15 protein-coding genes are annotated in these 20,286 nt (G+C 54.0%); 4 read left to right on the top strand and 11 right to left on the bottom strand.

The window, feature by feature from the left end; all coding sequences use genetic code 11:
* Window positions 1-75: 75 nt before the first annotated feature.
* Genes bcsC through bcsR form a run of 6 tightly spaced genes read right to left on the bottom strand, consistent with a single transcriptional unit; the run spans window position 76 to window position 10,561 of the window.
* Entirely contained in the window at window positions 76-3,549 is a 3,474-nt protein-coding gene (bcsC, locus tag KXD89_RS00920) for a cellulose synthase complex outer membrane protein BcsC (RefSeq protein ID WP_001225124.1), read from the bottom strand.
* Window positions 3,531-4,637: a cellulose synthase complex periplasmic endoglucanase BcsZ gene (gene bcsZ, locus KXD89_RS00915; RefSeq protein ID WP_001311203.1), complete on the bottom strand. Its 1,107-nt coding sequence runs from the start codon at window positions 4,635-4,637 to the stop codon at window positions 3,531-3,533. Before bcsZ ends, bcsC begins: the two co-directional genes overlap by 19 nt.
* 6 nt (window positions 4,638-4,643) lie before the next feature.
* Complete coding sequence (gene bcsB / locus KXD89_RS00910; RefSeq protein WP_001407405.1) at window positions 4,644-6,983, bottom strand: cellulose biosynthesis cyclic di-GMP-binding regulatory protein BcsB; 2,340 nt, start codon at window positions 6,981-6,983, stop codon at window positions 4,644-4,646.
* Between the two features lie 10 nt (window positions 6,984-6,993).
* Window positions 6,994-9,612: a UDP-forming cellulose synthase catalytic subunit gene (bcsA, locus tag KXD89_RS00905; RefSeq protein WP_000025892.1), complete on the bottom strand. Its 2,619-nt coding sequence runs from the start codon at window positions 9,610-9,612 to the stop codon at window positions 6,994-6,996.
* On the bottom strand, window positions 9,609-10,337 hold the full coding sequence (bcsQ, locus tag KXD89_RS00900; RefSeq protein ID WP_011310329.1) for a cellulose biosynthesis protein BcsQ: 729 nt from the start codon (window positions 10,335-10,337) through the stop codon (window positions 9,609-9,611). Before bcsQ ends, bcsA begins: the two co-directional genes overlap by 4 nt.
* A 35-nt stretch (window positions 10,338-10,372) precedes the next feature.
* Complete coding sequence (gene bcsR, locus KXD89_RS00895) at window positions 10,373-10,561, bottom strand: cellulose biosynthesis protein BcsR (protein ID WP_001063318.1); 189 nt, start codon at window positions 10,559-10,561, stop codon at window positions 10,373-10,375.
* 272 nt (window positions 10,562-10,833) lie between these two features.
* Here bcsR and bcsE point away from each other — a divergent pair, with 272 nt between their 5' ends.
* Genes bcsE through bcsG form a run of 3 tightly spaced genes read left to right on the top strand, consistent with a single transcriptional unit; the run spans window position 10,834 to window position 14,269 of the window.
* A complete protein-coding gene (bcsE, locus tag KXD89_RS00890; RefSeq protein ID WP_001204931.1) occupies window positions 10,834-12,405 on the top strand; it encodes a cellulose biosynthesis c-di-GMP-binding protein BcsE in 1,572 nt (523 codons plus the stop codon).
* A complete protein-coding gene (gene bcsF / locus KXD89_RS00885; protein ID WP_000988308.1) occupies window positions 12,402-12,593 on the top strand; it encodes a cellulose biosynthesis protein BcsF in 192 nt (63 codons plus the stop codon). Before bcsE ends, bcsF begins: the two co-directional genes overlap by 4 nt.
* Window positions 12,590-14,269 carry a cellulose biosynthesis protein BcsG gene (gene bcsG, locus KXD89_RS00880; protein ID WP_000191622.1) on the top strand — a complete coding sequence of 560 codons (1,680 nt, stop codon included), beginning with the start codon at window positions 12,590-12,592 and terminating at the stop codon, window positions 14,267-14,269. Before bcsF ends, bcsG begins: the two co-directional genes overlap by 4 nt.
* A gap of 86 nt (window positions 14,270-14,355) precedes the next feature.
* Here bcsG and ldrD read toward each other — a convergent pair whose 3' ends face one another.
* Window positions 14,356-14,463, bottom strand: a complete 108-nt coding sequence (gene ldrD / locus KXD89_RS00875; protein WP_000141634.1) for a type I toxin-antitoxin system toxic polypeptide LdrD — start codon at window positions 14,461-14,463, stop codon at window positions 14,356-14,358.
* A gap of 475 nt (window positions 14,464-14,938) precedes the next feature.
* Between ldrD and KXD89_RS00870 the strand changes: the two genes are divergently transcribed.
* A complete protein-coding gene (locus KXD89_RS00870; RefSeq protein ID WP_001295225.1) occupies window positions 14,939-16,210 on the top strand; it encodes an aromatic amino acid transport family protein in 1,272 nt (423 codons plus the stop codon).
* 29 nt (window positions 16,211-16,239) lie between these two features.
* Here KXD89_RS00870 and dppF read toward each other — a convergent pair whose 3' ends face one another.
* The 4 genes from dppF to dppB are packed head-to-tail and all read right to left on the bottom strand — an operon-like array spanning window position 16,240 to window position 20,166.
* On the bottom strand, window positions 16,240-17,244 hold the full coding sequence (dppF, locus tag KXD89_RS00865) for a dipeptide ABC transporter ATP-binding subunit DppF (protein ID WP_000107012.1): 1,005 nt from the start codon (window positions 17,242-17,244) through the stop codon (window positions 16,240-16,242).
* Window positions 17,241-18,224, bottom strand: coding sequence for a dipeptide ABC transporter ATP-binding protein (dppD, locus tag KXD89_RS00860; RefSeq protein ID WP_001196486.1), 984 nt, complete (start codon window positions 18,222-18,224; stop codon window positions 17,241-17,243). The genes dppF and dppD overlap by 4 nt, the downstream gene beginning before the upstream one ends.
* 10 nt (window positions 18,225-18,234) lie before the next feature.
* Entirely contained in the window at window positions 18,235-19,137 is a 903-nt protein-coding gene (gene dppC, locus KXD89_RS00855; protein WP_000084677.1) for a dipeptide ABC transporter permease DppC, read from the bottom strand.
* 9 nt (window positions 19,138-19,146) lie between these two features.
* Window positions 19,147-20,166 (bottom strand): dipeptide ABC transporter permease DppB, encoded by a 1,020-nt coding sequence (gene dppB, locus KXD89_RS00850; RefSeq protein WP_000938855.1) that lies wholly within the window; start codon window positions 20,164-20,166, stop codon window positions 19,147-19,149.
* Window positions 20,167-20,286 lie beyond the last annotated feature (120 nt).

The following is a 20,286-nucleotide window of genomic DNA, read 5'->3' as shown; positions in this document are numbered from 1 at the left end:
TCCCCCCGGAAATCCCAGATTGCCGCCCGAGTATACCCGATCGCAGCGGCATTAAGAGAGGCGCTATCTGAAAACTTACCAGTCGGCGTAAGGTATCAGCGGCTGCGGCGGTAAATCCATGTCACCCTGCCATCCGGCGGCGGAATAACGTACGTAGAGCAGGAAATGGCTGGGTGCGTAATCTTTCGCCTGCTGGATATCAATTGCCGTGCCAACAAACCAGTTGGAAGTAACACGTCGTTCAAGTAATGCCCGCGCCGTGTAGCCGAAGCCCTGACTGCTGCCGCCATCGTTGGATTGCCGCGCAGCTTCTTCCTGCCAGTCGGTCGGGATCAGATTCATCAGCGGATAACGCGGCATGGTTTTGGTGCGTGAATGCGACCACGAGCCAGACGCACCCAGCTCCCACGACCAGTTTTCCGTGCGCTCCCGCCACATCACCGGTATGGCAAACGACAGGTATTCCTGCGGACTGTAGTAACCGCCCTGACCGAGTGAGTAGCCACTCAGATCTTTGTCGTAATGCCAGATCATGTTGTTCAGGCCGATTGTGACGCGGCGATTGTTCTGGTTAATGACCTTATAGTAATAGCCCGTCATCCAGCGCACGCGCCAGTTATCTTCGACATTTTTACCGGTTAACTGGTCGCCACTAAGCGATGCCCAGACGCCGTTTGCTTCACCTTTATCGTAGCTCAGACTTAGCCCCACACCGTCGGCACGTACGCCACCCCATTTTTTCCCGGTATTGCTCGGGGAGTCTTTTTGCCCACCAAAGGCCAGCAAAGAACTGGAGATGGGCCGACGGTGGGCGTTAACGGTGTAACCCAGCGGCCCGATATCATCGCTGTAACTGATGCCGCCGACCACATCCACCACGTTGAAGCCCATCGGCGTGGTACCGATATCCCAGCTCCAGACGTCATTTCGCCAGCCGACCGCCACGCTGGCACCGGAATCCGACTGGCTGCGGTTGCCGCTACAGTCCTGTAATGTACAGGTGCCCCAGTTGTCATCCCATTTGCCATCGGCATTAGTGGAGAAACTGCCGACGTTCATATTGACGAAATCACTGCGAAAGAACATCCGCCCGTCAGAATACGGCGCATCCACCTGCAACATGGTAGTGTGCGCTTTCAGATCGGAGTAACCACCGGTGCCGCTCGAACCCCAGTAATCGTGCTCAAGGGTGACGTTAAGATCCTGCTGGCGATAGAGGTCCGCCGCATCGCTGCGCACGCCACGTTTCAGCCAGTCATCTTTCTCGTCGTTACGGGTCAGTCGGGTAAAGGTGTCGTTATCCTGCGGACGCGTCGTAGTCACACCGGATGCGACCATGGCGTCTTTGTAGGTTTCCAGCGCCTGCGTTGGATCGCCCGCCTGCGCTTCAAACTTCGCACCATCACGCAGCACCATCGCGCTTTCCATCGACGGTGGCTGAGATTTTGCCTGCGGGATCAACTTATTAAACGTCCGCTGCGCTGCTGCGGTATCGCCAAGCTGCGCCTGTGCCAGCGCCACGCGCCGCTGTGTGTTCAGCGAGGCGTTATCGGTAGCGGGCAGTTTCGCCAGCTGGCTACGTGCCGCCGCTTTGTCACCGGCAGCAATATCCACTTCCGTCAGACCAAGAATGGCGTCGGCGTTAGCTGGCTCCCGCGTCAGGACATTCTGATATGCAGCGCGGGCGGCGGTGTAATCACGTCGTTGTTGCGCCCAGTCAGCCAGCGTGAGGTCAATACGCGTGGAAGGTGGTTGCTGGCGCAGCATCGCTTCCGCTTCTGCCTCTTTGCCGCTTTCTCGCAGGCGGTTAGCGGTTTCCAGCACCTGATCGCTTTGCAGTCGATTAACCAGCTCCTGAATATTGCTGTTCCACTGCGCACGCGGCAGGCTATTGATATGCGCCAGCGCCGCTCTGTCCTGGTCATGACCAGAGAGGTACAGCCCGTAAGCGTAAACCTGCTCCGGGTCGTTCGACTTCTGCTGCGCCAGATTGCGCATTAACGTATCGGCCTGGCTGCGTTGTCCGGCCTGCCAGAGATCCTGCGAAAGTCGGTAAGTAATCCATACGCTGCCGGGGTCCAGCGCCAGTCGTTGCCGCTGAAGTGCTGCCGCCTGCGCCCATTTGCCCTGGTTTTCCAGTGCCTCTGCCTGCTGTGCCAGACGGTCGTTTTGCAGGCTGCGTTCGATATCATCAATGCTACGCCGCTGACTGGCAGAGAGCGAGGCGATAAACGCTTCAGCTTTTTCTGGCGATTGCTGGCGGTAAATATTTGCCAGCCCGCGCACGGCGTTAGTGTTGCCGCTGTCCATACGCAAGGTCTGCTGATAATAACGTTCGGCGGCGGGATAATCTTTTCGCGCCATCGCCACATCGCCCAGCCCCAGCACTGCATAACTGTCGGTGTTATCGACATTACGCGCCTGCTGGAACAGGCGTTCTGCCCGGTCAGGATTATTGGCTTTCAGCGCAGCATCGCCCTGCTGGATCGCCAGCCAGTAGCGGTTTACTTTCAGCAGACTGTTCCATTTGTCGTTGTTGCTGCTGTGCGGGTCCAGTGCGAGGGCTTTTTCCAGATTCGCCACTGCATTGGCGCGATCGCCTTTCTGAGAATACGCCTGGCCCAGCGCCCCCAGAGCTTCACTGTCTTTCGGGTTCGCCCGCACCGCCTGTTGTAGTTCGGGAATGGCTTTACCCGCCATACCAGAGTCCACCGCCGCTAAACCTTGCGCACGAGCGCGGAAAGCAGGATCGGCCAGCTGTTTTTGCTGTTCTGCCAGTTGCGATTGCGCAGCCGCCACGCTATCGCCATCACTAAAGATCGAGAGATATTTTTTCAGCGCCGACACACTGGCATCACTGACGGGCATGTCTTTAATCTGCCCGTACCAGATTTTAGAGGCCCCTTCGCGCCCGGCGTTCGATTTTGCCATCTGTTCCAGGACGGCAAAACCTTCGTCACGGCGATCGCTACTAAACAGCAATAGCGCCAGATTGTTTTGCAGGCCCGTATTGCCCGGTGCATCCGCATTGATGCGTTTTAACTGATTAATCGCTTCGCCACGGCGAGCCGGAATTTTCGCCACCGTACTCCAGTACTCGACAGCAATGTCACCTTCCGGCGGCGCACCGTTGAACAGTTTGTTGTAACTCGCCACAGCTTCTTCTGCATGACCGGTCGTCGCCTGCAATCGTGCCTGTTGCAGTGCCTGACGACCATCCGGCGTGGAAAGTAGCATCGTAGTCCGCGACGATTTATACGCATTTGAACTCGGCGCTAACTGCGACAGCCGATCGAGCTGTTTTTGCGCGCCATCAATATCGCCCTGACGTAACAAAGAACGGAAACGGGCGGCAACGACGTCCGGGTTATTCGGATCAATAAGTTCCAGCCGATATAACGACTGTTGCACCAGATCTTCACGATGGGTCGCTTCGCCTAACCGAACTTGCTCCAGCAACTGTTGCTGAGCGGTTGGTGCTGCCTCGACCATCGGCATGACGGCCAGACCGAGGGAAAGCGTGAATATGTTTAGTGTGAATTTGCGCATTCCTGGCCCCAGTCAGGTAATAACTCACCTTTTGTCGAGAAGCGGAAACGGTGTTGATCCCAGCCTTGTCCAAACAGGGTCAGCACATAGTTGTAATAGGCATCGCTGCCGGGAAAGTTATCGGCCACGCGCTGGCGCTGAACGGCCTGCGCATCGCGGTTTTGTAAAAAGGGCAGCATGGCGGCAGAAAAACCGACTGGTCCTTTACCCTGCGCTTTCCCCGTAGCCACATCCACTTTTTCCGGCGGATAACCGTTTTTCTCAGTGAATGTCGCCATCGGTTTAAACCGGTTGAGCATCCGCGCTTTTTGCGGATCGCTGTCAGGCATCATGCCTACCCACATGTAAACGCGGATAGCGTCGTAGCTGCTGATCAATGTTTTTTCGGCTTTTAGCTGCCAGCCTTTGTCTTTCTCATAGCGCACCCAGTCTGGCGAAAAACCTTTCGGGGCGGTTTCCAGCAATAAACGTTGATTGGTTTCGCGCAGCGTGGTCCACGGCGCGCCAAAGCGGGTGAAATACTGCGCCAGCGTCGGCGGCAGGTAGCTGGGGTTAAAACGCCAGCTGTTATCCTCAGCAAAACCCACTTTGCCCGGTAACAACATGGAACCCAGCCCAGGCACCGTCACCACTTCCTCCCGCGCGATACGTTTTAGCAACGCGCTGCCGATGTCGGTATAACGCTGCTCTTTCCACAAACGCCCCGCCTCCAGCAACGACCAGGCCATCCAGACATCACCATCGGAGGCCGAATTGCTGTCCAGCACTTCCCACTTACTGTTCTCTTTCTTGCCCCACAGCCAGGCGGGCAAACGTTCTTTTAAAGAACCCTGAGCGAGATTGTTCTGCGTCCAGTCGAGAATATTATCGAAAGCTGCACGGTCGTTAGCCGCCAGGGCAGAGAACATGCCGTAACTTTGCCCTTCGGAGGTGGTGATTTTGCGCGCGTCGCTGGGGTCGATGACGCGCCCTTCCTGACTGATGTAATCCTTTTTAAACTGCTCCCAGGCAGGCCAGGTACAGGCTGCCTGAACACTAAAGGCAGCCAGCAGCAGCATCGTCACGATTCCACTACGCAACACATTCATCTTCAATTACTCGTTATCCGGGTTAAGACGACGACGACTAATAATTCGCAGCAGACGCCACAGTACCCATGCCAGCAATATCACACTGATAGCCGCCAGCACCGCCAGCAGAATCGGATGGTTTGCCAGCGCATACCACACGCGCTCGAACCACGGCAGATGACCTACGTAATAAACGTCGCCAACACGTAGGCTGTTGATACCGGACTCGCGGATCACCGCGACCGAACCGAACATGGTGGCGCGTTTGCCGCTATCGTTCACCGCATCGTTAAGCATTTCATAACCGCGTGGGCTATCTGCCAACAGCGCAATCACGCTGCGCTGGTCGTTATACGGCGACTGGAAGCCAATCACCGCCGCCATCGCACCGGAAGAGGTCAGCGTTGACCGGGTTTCTGCCGCGCGATCGCTCTCGTCCGGCACAATGCCGGGGAACGGGGTCTGGCGCATCGGTGTTTTCACCCAGCTTTCGGTCGCCTGCACCAATAGGTCGATCTGCTTATCGTCTTTCAGTTTGTCCGGGATACCACCGATGATCATGATGTCGGCATCTTTGCCCTGAATGGTGCTGCCATCATCGGTCACCGTCAGATTAATCGCCGGGAAGCCCGTCTGTGCGCCGATAAAACCAACAGTATTCAGCAACGTTTCCATCTGTGCTTCGTTAGGCGCTTTCGGCATCACGGTGATGGTTTGCGACAGATCCGCCATCCGGCTGAATGGGAAGCCCGCGTTAGCAAAGGCGCGTAGATCCGGCATCGGGATGAAGTGGTAATACTTCGAGAAGTCGATGGTGGAGTCGTCACCAATCACCACATGATTCTGCACCGGCTGGAAGGTAATACAGTTATCCACCGAACCGCCCGGCATCGGGTTCATATACTCAAAGTCGAAGCGCAGCTGGTTGGTCGCGCCCAGTTTCAGCGCCGGAATAGAGACATCTGTTTTGCCATCCAGCAAACCTTGTAATACCGGAATCCGCAGCAGCAGGCGGTTCGCCTCCTGTTTGCTGCTCAGGTTGAAGGATTGCAGGAACTGGTTATTCAGGCTGATATCCATCCGCGAACTGTCTTTCACCGGCGGCATGGTGTAGCGGTAATTAATATCCATATCAATGCCGGTACTGCGCATCAGGTAGAGATCCGGCGGCAGGTTTAGCGAAACGTTAATCGCTGCTGGCTCAAGACCGCTGGATTGTAACTGTTCTTCATAGGTTTTCAGTTCGCCAAATGTGACCGGACGATCGGTACGTACCCAGTTCGGCGCATCGTACGGCTTACGCGGTAGCAGCGGTTTCACTTCATTCACTACCACGCTTTCACCACGGAACAGAATGTTACCCTGAGCGATACCTTTCGCTGCCTGCAACAGGTCTTTGTCGTCACGACCAAACACCACCAGCAGTTTGACGTAAGGATTCTGCGGATGGTTAATCATCTCAATCACCGGGGCTTTTACCGCCGGATGATCGCGCAGGAAGTCCGGCCGTTTGTCGTTGGTTGCAAAGACAATGGCATTGCGATCCGGCAGTTGGTTATAGAGTACCGGGAAGTTCTGCCCACGCCAGCCAGAACGCGAACCAAACCACGAGGCGACAATGGCAGAGGCTTGTTGCAGCCCAACATCCGGCGCACCCGCAAAGACCATCGGCAAGGTGTTGGTGCGGTTATCGCTCGGGTCAAAGAATGGCACCGGGAAGTGTGACAGGTCATTCTTCACATTCAGGGTCTGATAGGTCAGATCCAGTCCACTGCTCCGCCCAACATCCAGCCAAAGCGTGGTGCTGGCCGGTTTTTCGCACACGTCCTGATAATGGCCGACAAACTCCAGCCGTACACGGTTGAAGTCGCTAATAAACAGTGGGTTAATGGGCATTTGCGCCAGCGTTTTTTTACCCAACTGTTCTTTGGTCACTGGCAGCACGCCCATCAGTTCATCATTGAGATAAACCTTTAACTGCGACTGGACAGGCAGTAACGATGGCGATGGGGTGTATTCGAGGTTGAGCATCGCCTTCGTCACCACTTCATCGCTGCGCATACCAAACTCAATGCTGCCGTTCGGGTTAATGCCACGTAGCACCATGCTGCCCGGCGGCGGTGCAATTTGCGCAAAGGTCAGCTTCACATCACGCGAAGGACCGTTCTGCGCCACGACTGGCGCATCAGCGCCCTGCACGCCCGGCATCACTTGCCCCACCTGCGGATTTTGTTCCGTCTGGGCGGCTACAGCTGGCTCAGCATTGATCAGTGGTTGCGTTGCTGGCGTCGCCTGCGTCATGAAAGAGGGGAACGCACTCATCCCCATAGCCACTGCACAAATCCAGAATAGTTTTCTTTTCATCGCGTTATCATCATTGTTGAGCCAAAGCCTGATCCGATGGTTGTGCCGTTTCGCTCCGCTCCGGGCGGCGCGGAATAAACGATACAACCCAGGAAACCAGAGAAGTCAGCACACGGAATATGCCCTTCACCGAAGAAGGCGCAAACTCCGCCAGATGGCGGTAGCCACGGAAGCCGAGCTTCAGAATATCCAGCAGACTTTCCAGCGGCTTATCTTCCGGGTAGCTGTCCTGCCAGAGCGCCCATGTATCCGCACGGGCAAACGTACACTGCACAAAATCGATATGTTGCTGGGTGGTGAGCGGCATTAATTTCAGCCCAACTTCATTACCCATCACGCGCGCCACCTGGGTCGGGAAGACGTATTCCTGCTGACCGCGTTTAAGCAACAGATTCACTTTCTGCCCTTCCAGAATCTGCGCCTGACCGTTGATCTTGATCCCCAAACCACCGTCGGAGAAATCCTGAACGGTACACGAGAAGAGGTGACCATCTTCGCGGGCAATTGCCGCGGGCATCGTCATCTCCACGCGGTGCGATCGGCGTACCTGTTTGCTTTCTACCGATACCGCAACTGCGCCGCCAAGAACAATCAGGTTGTAGAACACCCACACCATACTGACGACCACGGTGAGCATCTCGGTTGGCGGGCCATAGAAGTAGCGCCAGATGCCTACCGCAACGCCCACCAGGTTGAGCAGGACAAGGAAGATGTAGGGCCGCGAGATCACCCAGTCGACGTACTCTTCTTCCACCAGTCCACCTTTGGCGGTGACGTTAAATTTGCCTTTGTGCGGGTTAATCAGCGCCACCAGCGTCGGTGGTGCGATATACCACGCCAGCACCGTTTCGTAGATTTCACTCCAGAAAGAGTGGCGATATTTGCCCTGGATCTTGGAGTTGGTCAGGCTGGCATGGATCATATGCGGCAGCACGAATAGGGCGATCATCAACGCTGGCGCATAGATGATGTAGGCATGAAGCAGCAGGAACGCCAGCGGCGCAGTCAGGAAGATCAGCCGTGGAATGCCCGACAAGAAGTGGAACATGGCGTTGACGTAACATAGCCGCTGAGCAAACTTCAGCCCTTTACCGGTGAGCGGGTTATCGAGACGGAAGATTTGTACCATCCCGCGCGCCCAGCGAATACGCTGACCGATATGCGCCGACAGACTTTCGGTCGCCAGCCCCGCCGCCTGCGGAATACGCATATACGCGGAGGTATAGCCACGACGGTGCAACCGCAGAGAAGTATGCGCATCTTCAGTCACGGTTTCGACAGCAATGCCGCCAATTTCATCCAGCGGCTTACGACGAATCACCGCACAGGAACCGCAGAAGAAAGTGGCGTCCCACATATCGTTGCCATCCTGCACCAGACCATAGAACAGCGTGCCTTCGTTCGGCGTTTTACGGAAACGCCCCAGGTTGCGTTCAAACGGGTCCGGTGAGAAGAAGTGGTGCGGCGTCTGCATCATCGCCAGCTGTTTTTCTTTCAGGAACCAGCCCATGGTCATTTGCAAGAACGATCGCGTTGGTACGTGGTCGCAGTCGAAAATCGACACGAACTCGCCTTTGGCATATTTCAGCGCATTGTTGATGTTGCCTGCTTTCGCATGTTCATGAGTGGTGCGGGCGATATATTTCACCCCCACGTTTTGCGCAAACTGGCGAAACTCTTCCCTGCCGCCGTCATCAAGGATCCAGATATTCAGCTTATCTTTCGGCCAGTCGATACCCAGCGAGGCGTAAATGGTATTTTTCACCACGTTGAGATCTTCGTTGTAAGTCGGGACAAAGATATCCACCGACGGCCACAGCGACATATCTTTCGGCAATGGCACCGGCTGACGATTCAGCGGCCATACTACCTGGAAGTAGCCGAGCACCAGCACAATCCACGCGTACGTTTCAGCGAAGAGCAGAATAAGCCCGCACACCAGGCTGACCGGATCGTCCCAGTTCAGCGTAGAGGTGTAACGCCACCAGATATAACGGCAAGAAACGGTCAGCGACAGCACAATCAACATTAGCGCCGAGAAGCGCCCCGGCATCCGCCGTACGATCAGCGCTACCCCCCACAGCAGCATCAGGAAGATAAACTGCGCCAGCGGGTTAAACGGCTGAGTAACGCAGATTAACGCCAGAATCAGCGAGAAGGTGACGATGATACCGAGGATCAACCGCCGCGCCCCGGCACTCAAATGACCGAGCTCTTTTTTCTCATCCAGATGCTGTGTTTTATGGCTAACGCGCTCAGGCAGCTCGTTCATCCATTGATGGTAACGTCCACGAATATTTTGCAGACCTGAAAATGCCCGCCTGCGCGGTTTCGGCGTTTCTTTGCGCGATGCACCGATCAATAACCAGCATGTTTGAATGAGATAACGGACCGGGTCCAGCGGACGCGGACGCGAGGCGTTGATATGCGGATACAGGTTTTTATGTTCTGCGCGAATACGCTGCCAGCGCGGGTGCTCCAGCGGAATAAAAATCCAGGCCAGGATCATCCAGAAACAGCCGAGCGTCGCGCTGAAAGCCGACGCACCGTGACGACGATAATCGCGATAACGCCCGATAAGCCGCGCGTTGACCGGCGGGATAAGCAACCACCGGGTCAGGATACTCATGATGCACTCCCGACTGGCGTTTTCAGCCCGGAGTAGTTCAACAGGCACCAGTTCGCCAGCGTCAGTATCTCTTCAGCCGCCAGCGCATCACTGCGATATTCACCTACTGGTTGCTTAGCCGCCAGGCATTCAGCCATCGCTTCATCACGATGAATGAGCATCGGCAGTAATCGGCGCTGGCTTTGCAACCAAAGCTGGTAAATATCGTCCTGAACCTGACTGCCAATACGGAAGTCATTAATCAAAATATGTGCGCCATCCGGCAGCGCTTGCTGATGCAGTCGGATATGGCAGTTGGCATCCACATTGACGATTGCCAGCGAGTGATCGCACAAACTCAGCAGCTGGTGGGTTATCTGCGAGGCATCACGCGGTAAGTCGATTAAAATCCACTGGTAACGCCCGCTGGCTTTTAGTTGCTGTAAGCCGGAGCAAATATCGCTCAGCCGGGTTTGCCAGTGCTGTGGATTTTCTTGTTCTTCAATGGATAACTGACCAAAAGGCAGCAAATCGAGCTGCGAGGTGTAGCGCAACCCAGCGTCACGCCAGTCCTGGCCATCCAGCATCGCTCTGGCCCAGCCCTGACGGTGGGTAAAATCAACATTAAATGACAGGCGCAACAAGTTGTCCGGGCAGGCATCGACCACCAGGACATTTTCTCCCAACATTTGTAATGACCAGGCTAATGCGGCGGTGATGGTTGTTGTCCCCACGCCTCCCCGCACCCCCTGCTATCCCAGTACGGCCATTCACCAATCCCCTACTTTTGTTGCGCAAACTCTGCCAGCAACGGCCAGCGTTTTAATGCCGCGGCCAACTGTTCGCGTTGGGAAATATCGGCATAATCAATATCAGGCAGTGAAAATGCCTGCTTTAACGCCACAATATCATTCTGGAAGATATAGCCTATCGCGGGATCAGGCAGAGTATCTGGTTCATTGTTATTCATTTTGCTTGATCCCTATGAAATAACCGTACCGTTCATGAGACAATTCTAACCGTGAGCATTTCGCCGGTTTATTGTTTACGGCGAGACGGGAATTTGCTCACTTTTTGACTTTCCGTTACGCAACAGAAAAAGTTAAAAACGAAAAGACTAAAATCACACGTCTTGTGACCTTCTAAATTGATTCACATGCTAAATCTGATAAGTTTTAATTTCAATGGTAGGTTTATTTCTTAGCTTTCGCTAGTAAACTGATAATCAGACAAAATGGTGACATGAGGGACATTGTGGACCCTGTATTCTCTATCGGTATCTCATCATTATGGGATGAGCTGCGACATATGCCAGCAGGCGGCGTCTGGTGGTTTAACGTCGATCGCCATGAAGATGCTATCAGTCTGGCGAATCAAACAATTGCATCCCAGGCTGAAACCGCACACGTCGCGGTCATTAGCATGGACAGCGATCCGGCGAAAATCTTTCAATTAGATGATTCTCAAGGGCCGGAAAAAATAAAATTATTTTCAATGCTAAATCATGAAAAAGGTCTATACTATTTGACCCGTGATTTGCAGTGTTCTATTGATCCCCATAATTACCTTTTTATTCTTGTTTGCGCAAATAACGCATGGCAAAACATTCCTGCCGAGCGGCTTCGCTCATGGTTGGATAAAATGAATAAATGGAGCAGGTTAAACCATTGTTCGCTTTTGGTAATTAATCCCGGAAATAATAACGATAAACAATTTTCATTGTTGCTTGAGGAATACCGTTCACTTTTTGGTCTTGCCAGTTTGCGTTTTCAGGGTGACCAACATTTGCTGGATATTGCCTTCTGGTGCAACGAAAAAGGGGTCAGCGCCCGTCAGCAGCTTAGCGTTCAGCAACAAAATGGTATCTGGACATTAGTTCAAAGCGAAGAGGCGGAGATCCAACCACGCAGCGACGAAAAACGCATTCTGAGTAATGTTGCTGTACTGGAAGGTGCGCCGCCGCTATCGGAACACTGGCAACTGTTCAACAATAACGAAGTCCTGTTCAATGAAGCCCGTACCGCTCAGGCGGCGACGGTGGTCTTTTCTTTACAGCAAAATGCGCAAATCGAGCCACTGGCCCGCAGCATTCATACCCTGCGTCGCCAGCGCGGTAGTGCGATGAAAATCCTCGTGCGGGAAAATACCGCTAGCCTGCGCGCCACCGATGAACGTTTGTTATTGGCCTGCGGTGCAAATATGGTTATTCCGTGGAATGCGCCACTCTCCCGTTGTCTGACGATGATCGAAAGCGTGCAAGGGCAGAAGTTTAGTCGCTATGTGCCGGAAGATATCACTACCTTGCTGTCAATGACCCAGCCGCTCAAACTGCGTGGTTTCCAGAAGTGGGATGTGTTCTGTAATGCCGTCAACAACATGATGAATAACCCTCTATTACCTGCCCACGGTAAAGGCGTTCTGGTTGCCCTACGTCCGGTACCGGGTATCCGCGTTGAACAAGCCCTGACGCTGTGTCGCCCTAACCGTACCGGCGATATCATGACCATTGGCGGTAATCGGCTGGTGCTGTTTCTCTCATTCTGTCGGATTAACGATCTGGATACCGCGTTGAATCATATTTTCCCATTGCCTACTGGCGACATTTTCTCAAACCGTATGGTCTGGTTTGAAGATGATCAAATCAGTGCCGAGCTGGTGCAGATGCGCTTGCTTGCCCCAGAACAATGGGGCATGCCGCTGCCTTTAACGCAAAGTTCTAAACCGGTCATCAATGCCGAGCACGATGGTCGCCACTGGCGACGAATACCAGAACCCATGCGACTGTTAGATGATGCTGTGGAGCGCTCATCATGATGACCATCAGCGATATCATTGAAATTATTGTCGTTTGCGCACTGATATTTTTCCCGCTGGGCTATCTGGCGCGGCACTCTTTGCGACGCATTCGCGACACCTTACGTTTGTTCTTTGCTAAACCTCGTTATGTTAAACCGGCCGGGACGTTACGCCGCACGGAAAAAGCCAGGGCAACCAAAAAATGACTCAATTTACGCAAAATACCGCCATGCCTTCTTCCCTCTGGCAATACTGGCGCGGCCTTTCCGGCTGGAACTTCTATTTTCTGGTTAAGTTCGGCCTGTTGTGGGCGGGATATCTTAACTTCCATCCGCTCCTCAATTTGGTGTTTGCCGCGTTTCTGCTGATGCCCCTTCCGCGCTACAGCCTGCATCGCTTGCGCCACTGGATTGCCCTGCCGATCGGCTTTGCTTTGTTCTGGCATGACACCTGGTTGCCTGGCCCGGAAAGCATAATGAGCCAGGGTTCGCAGGTGGCGGGGTTCAGTACCGATTATTTAATCGACCTTGTCACACGCTTTATTAACTGGCAGATGATTGGGGCCATTTTTGTTTTATTAGTGGCCTGGTTATTCCTGTCACAATGGATTCGCATTACCGTTTTTGTGGTTGCCATACTGCTATGGCTGAACGTACTTACCCTGGCGGGACCAAGTTTCTCCTTGTGGCCAGCCGGACAACCGACGACCACTGTAACAACGACGGGTGGTAACGCAGCGGCAACCGTTGCGGCGACGGGTGGCGCACCGGTAGTGGGTGATATGCCCGCACAAACTGCACCGCCAACAACGGCGAACCTTAACGCCTGGCTGAATAATTTCTATAACGCGGAGGCGAAACGTAAATCGACCTTCCCGTCTTCGCTGCCCGCTGATGCTCAGCCATTTGAACTACTGGTGATTAACATCTGTTCGCTTTCCTGGTCGGATATAGAAGCCGCCGGGTTGATGTCGCATCCACTGTGGTCGCATTTCGATATTGAGTTCAAGAACTTTAACTCCGCCACCTCCTACAGTGGCCCGGCGGCGATCCGTTTACTGCGCGCCAGCTGCGGGCAGACTTCGCACACTAATCTGTATCAACCGGCAAATAACGACTGCTATCTGTTTGATAACCTTTCGAAACTGGGCTTTACCCAGCACCTGATGATGGGACATAACGGCCAGTTCGGCGGTTTTTTGAAAGAAGTTCGCGAAAATGGCGGCATGCAGAGCGAATTGATGGATCAAACAAATCTGCCGGTTATTTTGCTGGGCTTTGATGGTTCGCCGGTTTATGACGATACCGCTGTGCTTAACCGCTGGCTGGACGTTACCGAAAAAGATAAAAACAGCCGTAGTGCCACGTTCTACAACACGCTTCCACTGCATGACGGCAACCATTATCCGGGGGTCAGCAAAACAGCGGATTACAAAGCGCGGGCGCAGAAATTCTTTGATGAACTGGACGCCTTCTTTACTGAACTTGAGAAATCGGGTCGTAAAGTGATGGTGGTCGTGGTGCCGGAACACGGCGGCGCGCTGAAGGGCGACAGAATGCAGGTATCTGGCCTACGTGATATCCCTAGCCCGTCTATCACCGACGTCCCCGTTGGGGTGAAATTCTTCGGCATGAAGGCACCGCATCAGGGGGCACCGATTGTCATCGAACAACCGAGCAGCTTCCTGGCTATCTCCGATCTGGTGGTTCGCGTTCTCGATGGCAAGATTTTCACCGAAGACAATGTTGACTGGAAAAAACTCACCAGTGGGTTGCCACAAACAGCACCGGTCTCCGAGAACTCAAATGCAGTAGTTATTCAATACCAGGATAAACCGTACGTTCGCCTGAACGGCGGCGACTGGGTGCCTTACCCGCAGTAAGAACGAAAAAGGCCGCAGAGTTTCCCCCCTGCGGCCTGGTCCGGGCGCAAATTGCCATTACGGCAGCCTGACGCCCGCATGACACGTTACTTCCGCTTGTTCAGCCAGTTCACGATCATACTGGCAAGAATGCCAGCAATGACCGGAGCCGCTAAATCATGCCAGAAGGCCATGCCCAGCTCTGCGAACGTCATATAGCCGCCTGTGTTGTAATGACAACGTTTCGCGGCTATTCTTGAGTGGTCTAGAGTCAAGATTAGCCCCCGTGGTGTTGTCAGGTGCATACCTGCAACGTGCGGGGGTTTTCTCTCTCCAGCAACCAATGCCACCAGGGATAAAGCCCCCGCAACATTGCGCCTCACCGGAACCTTTCCGGCTTGCCGCTGATTCTACGATTGCTTTTTACTGTCAGCACCCGGCAATCTTCCTCATTGCGCGATGCCTTCCAGCTTAATTTCTTTATTTGCAATAGTTGCAGTTCATATCCGGGCTGACTCCAGACTGGTAGTGAAATGCGCAATTTTGTAGAATTGCGCCTCCTCGCGACCTCCCCAGTGAATCTGTTGCCTCATTTTTTACATACTGCGTATTCGACTTCTCCACCTGTTGCGCAAGAGAAACTGGGTTTATTCATTTTTGCGAGGCCGACTTCTTTCTGGACAGGACTTTATGCAGCACAACACACTATCGAAACACAATCAGAAATTGCCGTTTACACGCTACGACTTCGGCTGGGTTTTATTATGCATAGGCATGGCGATTGGTGCCGGAACCGTGCTGATGCCAGTACAAATTGGCTTGAAGGGAATTTGGGTATTTATTACCGCAGCGATCATTGCTTATCCTGCCACCTGGGTAGTGCAGGACATTTATTTAAAAACCCTTTCTGAAAGCGATTCCTGTAATGACTACACCGATATTATCAGTCATTACCTGGGGAAGAACTGGGGAATTTTCCTCGGGGTTATCTACTTTTTGATGATTATCCACGGGATTTTTATCTACTCTCTCTCCGTGGTTTTCGACAGCGCCTCGTACCTGAAAACCTTCGGTTTAACCGATGCCGATCTTTCACAATCTCTACTTTATAAAGTCGCTATTTTCGCCGTACTGGTGGCGATTGCGTCTGGTGGTGAACGATTACTGTTTAAGATTTCCGGGCCAATGGTGGTGGTCAAAGTAGGGATTATTGTCGTGTTCGGTTTTGCGATGATCCCGCACTGGAATTTCGCCAATATAACCGCCTTCCCGCAAGCCTCCGTCTTTTTCCGCGATGTCTTGCTTACCATTCCATTTTGCTTCTTTTCTGCAGTATTTATTCAGGTACTTAACCCAATGAATATTGCCTATCGTAAACGGGAAGCGGATAAAGTACTGGCAACCCGGCTCGCGCTGCGTACCCACCGAATTAGTTATATCACGCTCATCGCGGTGATCCTGTTTTTTGCCTTTTCGTTTACCTTCTCAATTAGCCACGAAGAAGCCGTTTCTGCCTTTGAACAAAATATCTCAGCACTGGCGCTGGCCGCGCAGGTGATCCCTGGGCATATCATTCATATCACCTCTACGGTGCTTAATATCTTTGCCGTACTGACCGCATTCTTTGGCATTTATCTCGGTTTCCACGAGGCCATTAAAGGCATTATTCTCAATCTGTTAAGCCGAATTATTGATACCAAGAAAATTAACTCACGCGTGCTGACTCTGGCGATCTGCGCTTTTATCGTCATTACGTTGACGATTTGGGTTTCGTTTCGTGTATCGGTGCTGGTGTTCTTTCAGTTGGGAAGCCCGTTATATGGTATTGTGTCGTGCCTCATTCCGTTTTTCCTGATCTATAAAGTCGCACAACTGGAAAAACTTCGCGGATTTAAAGCCTGGCTGATTCTGCTGTACGGCATTTTGCTATGCTTGTCGCCACTGTTGAAGCTGATTGAGTAAACCGGAGCGCATGGCCCCGGTTTTGTGAGTTAACGCTGCGGATTTTCATCCTGATCAACAGCAAAACAAGCTACCAGTTGACCGCCGTAGTCTTTTAGCTGCGGCTGCAACTGGGTGCAGGGGCCGAAGCGCCGACGACAGCGGGCGTTGAAGGCGCAACCCGGCGGTGGATTCAGTGGGCTTGGTAGTTCACCGCTGAGCTTGATGCGCTCGCGGCGATCGTCCGGGTTCAGGCGCGGCGTCGCGGAAAGTAGCGCCTGAGTGTACGGATGGCGCGGGTTATTGAAGATTTGGTCTTTCGTTCCCTTCTCCACGCAGCGGCCCAGGTACATCACCATCACTTCATCAGCAATGTGCTCCACCACCGACAGGTCGTGGGAGATAAAGACATAAGACAGCCCCAACTCCTGCTGCAAATCCATCATCAGATTCAGCACCTGCGCGCGCACTGAAACATCCAGCGCGGAAACCGGTTCATCGGCAATCACCACATCCGGGTCGAGCATCAGACCACGGGCGATGGCGATACGCTGACGCTGACCGCCGGAGAACATATGCGGATAGCGGTCATAGTGCTCGGTTTTCAGGCCGACTTTCGCCATCATCGACAGGGCTTTTTCCCGACGCTGTTCTTTGCTTAAGCTGGTGTTGATCAGCAGCGGCTCTTCAAGAATTTGCCCGACTTTTTTACGCGGATTCAGCGAACCGTAAGGGTTCTGGAAGACGATCTGGATTTTCTGCCGACGCAGCTTCTGCGCCTGCGGATCGTGCTTAAGCAGATCCTGCCCCTGGTAATACAGCTCGCCACCGGTGGGCATTTCAATCATCGTCAGCAACCGACCGAGGGTCGATTTACCGCAGCCAGATTCGCCCACTACTGCCAGCGTTTTGCCACGTTCAAGGTTAAACGAAACGCCATCCAGCGCTTTAACCAGACGTTCCGGCGCGAACATGCCTTTCTTCACCGGATAATGTTTTTTCAGGTCGATAGCCTGCAACAGCGGTTGTTGCAGGGTGGCCTCTTGCGTACTCATAGTGTCGGCCTCCCGGCATCATCAAGTGGGTAATGGCATTTGGACTGACGCCCGTCAGCGAGCATATTCAGCGCCGGTTCTTCAGCGCGACATCTGTCAGTGGCATAGGGGCAGCGCGGGTTAAGCAGGCAGCCGTTCGGGCGGTCGTACTTGCCGGGAACGACACCTGGCAACGACGCCAGACGTTCTTTGTCCTGAGCAAATTCTGGCAGCGCACGCAGCAATGCCTGAGTATACGGGTGACGCGGCGCATGGAAGATGGCGTGCGCATCACCGGTTTCCACCACCTGGCCTGCATACATCACGATGATTTTATGTGCCGCTTCCGCCACCAGCGCCAGGTCATGGGTAATTAACACCAGCGCCATGTTCTCTTTCTGCTGTAGCTCCAGCAGTAGTTCGATGATTTGCGCCTGAATGGTCACGTCCAGCGCGGTGGTCGGTTCATCGGCAATCAGCAGTTTTGGCCGACAGGCAATCGCCATGGCGATCATCACGCGCTGGCTCATGCCGCCGGAAAGCTGATGCGGGTAAACATCCAGACGCGATGCCGGATCGGGAATACCGACCTGATTCAGCAGGTCAATCGCTCGCTGACGGCGGGTACTTTTGTTGCCGCCCTGATGCACCTTAATCGCTTCCATAATCTGGAAACCCACGGTGTAGCACGGGTTAAGGCTGGTCATCGGGTCCTGGAAGATCATCGCCACTTCGGCACCCACCAGGTTGCGGCGCTCTTTTTCTGAGATACGCTGCAAATCCTGGCCGTTAAACTCCAGTTTTTCTGCCATTACGCGGCCCGGATAATCAATCAGCCCCATAATCGCCAGTGAACTGACCGACTTACCGGAGCCGGACTCACCCACAATCCCGACCACTTCGCCCTGTTTTACGCTGTAGCTGATGCGGTCTACGGCGCGGAACGGCGCGCTTTCGTCGCCGAAATGCACCGATAATTTATCTACATTTAATAACGCCATCTCGAACCTCTTACTGCTTCAGTTTGGGATCGAGCGCGTCACGCAGACCGTCACCCATCAGGTTAAATGCCAGCACCGTCAGCAGGATCGCCAGACCCGGGAAGGTCACGACCCACCAGGCGCTTTGCGCGAACTGCAACACGTCGGAGAGCATGGTGCCCCACTCAGGCGTTGGCGGCTGTGCCCCCATGCCGAGGAAACCAAGAGCAGCCATATCGAGAATGGCGTTAGAGAAACCGAGCGACGCCTGAACAATCAGCGGCGCAAGGCAGTTCGGGAAGATGTTAATAAACATCTGACGCATCGCCCCGGCACCCGCCACGCGAGACGCGGTGACGTAATCGCGGTTAACTTCCACCAGCACGGCGGCGCGGGTTAAGCGCACATAGTGCGGCAAGGCAACGAAGGTCAGTGCCAGCGCGGCGTTACCAATCGACGGGCCGAAAATTGCCACCAGCACCAGCGCCAGCAGCAGACTTGGCAGCGCCAGCATGATATCGACCACGCGCATAATGATGTTATCGACCAGGCCGCCAAAGTAACCGGCGATCAGGCCGAGAATAACGCCCATAATCAGCGATAACACAACTACCAGACAGCCAACCAGCAGCGACAGGCGCGCACCGTACATCAGGCGCGACAGCACATCACGGCCTACGTCATCGGTGCCCAGCAAGTGCGCCATGCTGCCGCCTTCCTGCCAGGCTGGCGGGGCGAGCAGTGCATCGCGGAACTGTTCCGCCGGGTTATAGGGTGCAATCCAGTTGGCAAAGATCGCGATGAACAGCACGATGACGACGTAAACCAGCCCGACGACCGCGCCTTTGTTGCGTTTAAAATAGTGCCAGAACTCCTGTAACGGGGTCATCGGCACCGGTGCGCTAATCACTTTATTTTCAGTAACCTGTGACATGATGTCCCCTTACTTCTTATGACGAATACGCGGGTTCACCACGCCGTACAGCAGATCGACCAGCAAGTTGACGAGGATAATCATCGTCGCCACCAGCAATACGCCGCCCTGCACTACCGGATAGTCGCGGCGTTGCAGTGCGTCAATCAACCAGCGTCCCAGACCGGGCCACGAGAAGATGGTTTCGGTCAGAATCGCCCCCGCCAGCAATGTTCCCACCTGCAGGCCGATAACGGTCACCACCGGCAGCATCGCGTTACGCAGCGCATGGACGATAATCACCCGCATGCGGGTTAGCCCTTTGGCGCGCGCGGTGCGGATGTAATCCTCGCCCAGCACTTCCAGCATCGAGGAGCGTGTCATACGCACAATGACCGCCAGCGGAATAGTACCCAGCACAATGGCAGGCAAGATCATATGGGCGACGGCATCGATAAAGTTGCCGTCTTCACCCCAGATGGCGGTGTCGATTAGCATAAAACCGGTTAACGGATTGGAGTCATCGAGGAACACCATATCGCTCACGCGACCGGAGACGGGCGTCAGGTTCCAGTGCACCGAAACCAGCATGATCAGCATCATGCCCCACCAGAAGATAGGCATTGAATAACCTGTCAGCGCCAGGCCAACCGCTGTGTGATCGAAAATGGAACCGCGTTTAACCGCAGCCAGCACGCCGACCGGAATACCGACTGCCGTAGCAAAAATCATCGCGCAGACGCCAAGTTCCAGCGTGGCCTGGAAGCGCGGCACGAACTCTTCCCAAACCGGGATGCGGCTTTTCATTGAAATGCCTAGATCGCCATGCATAACGCCCCAAATGTAATGGAGATACTGCTGCCACATCGGTTTATCTAAGCCGAGTTCAGCCAGCAGCTGCGCGTGACGCTCTGGGGAGATCCCACGTTCGCCCGCCATGATCATCACCGGATCGCCCGGGATCATGTGGACAAAGGCAAATGTGAGAAGGGTAATACCGATAAACGTGGGGATGACGAGTCCCAAACGTCGGAGAATAAACTGCAACATAACCCGGATTCTCTATAGTGACCCGCAGCCTGGAACTGCGTGTCTGTATTGCTCACAAATCAATTCCCGCCCTTATCGGACAGGGAATGAAGTATTGCTGCCGGATGGCGCTGCACGCAG

It is taken from the genome of Escherichia sp. TC-EC600-tetX4 (genome assembly GCF_019356055.1).
GTDB lineage: Bacteria > Pseudomonadota > Gammaproteobacteria > Enterobacterales > Enterobacteriaceae.
This window is presented reverse-complemented; position numbering and strand designations above follow the sequence as displayed.

Coding starts and splice junctions, on each gene's coding strand:
- dppF (WP_000107012.1), bottom strand. CDS start 17,244: ATGAGTACGCAAGAGGCCACCCTGCAACAACCGCTGTTGCAGGCTATC.
- ldrD (WP_000141634.1), bottom strand. CDS start 14,463: ATGACGTTCGCAGAGCTGGGCATGGCCTTCTGGCATGATTTAGCGGCT.
- dppD (WP_001196486.1), bottom strand. CDS start 18,224: ATGGCGTTATTAAATGTAGATAAATTATCGGTGCATTTCGGCGACGAA.
- bcsE (WP_001204931.1), top strand. CDS start 10,834: ATGAGGGACATTGTGGACCCTGTATTCTCTATCGGTATCTCATCATTA.
- dppB (WP_000938855.1), bottom strand. CDS start 20,166: ATGTTGCAGTTTATTCTCCGACGTTTGGGACTCGTCATCCCCACGTTT.
- bcsC (WP_001225124.1), bottom strand. CDS start 3,549: ATGCGCAAATTCACACTAAACATATTCACGCTTTCCCTCGGTCTGGCC.
- bcsR (WP_001063318.1), bottom strand. CDS start 10,561: ATGAATAACAATGAACCAGATACTCTGCCTGATCCCGCGATAGGCTAT.
- bcsB (WP_001407405.1), bottom strand. CDS start 6,983: ATGAAAAGAAAACTATTCTGGATTTGTGCAGTGGCTATGGGGATGAGT.
- bcsA (WP_000025892.1), bottom strand. CDS start 9,612: ATGAGTATCCTGACCCGGTGGTTGCTTATCCCGCCGGTCAACGCGCGG.
- bcsF (WP_000988308.1), top strand. CDS start 12,402: ATGATGACCATCAGCGATATCATTGAAATTATTGTCGTTTGCGCACTG.
- dppC (WP_000084677.1), bottom strand. CDS start 19,137: ATGTCACAGGTTACTGAAAATAAAGTGATTAGCGCACCGGTGCCGATG.
- bcsZ (WP_001311203.1), bottom strand. CDS start 4,637: ATGAATGTGTTGCGTAGTGGAATCGTGACGATGCTGCTGCTGGCTGCC.
- bcsG (WP_000191622.1), top strand. CDS start 12,590: ATGACTCAATTTACGCAAAATACCGCCATGCCTTCTTCCCTCTGGCAA.
- KXD89_RS00870 (WP_001295225.1), top strand. CDS start 14,939: ATGCAGCACAACACACTATCGAAACACAATCAGAAATTGCCGTTTACA.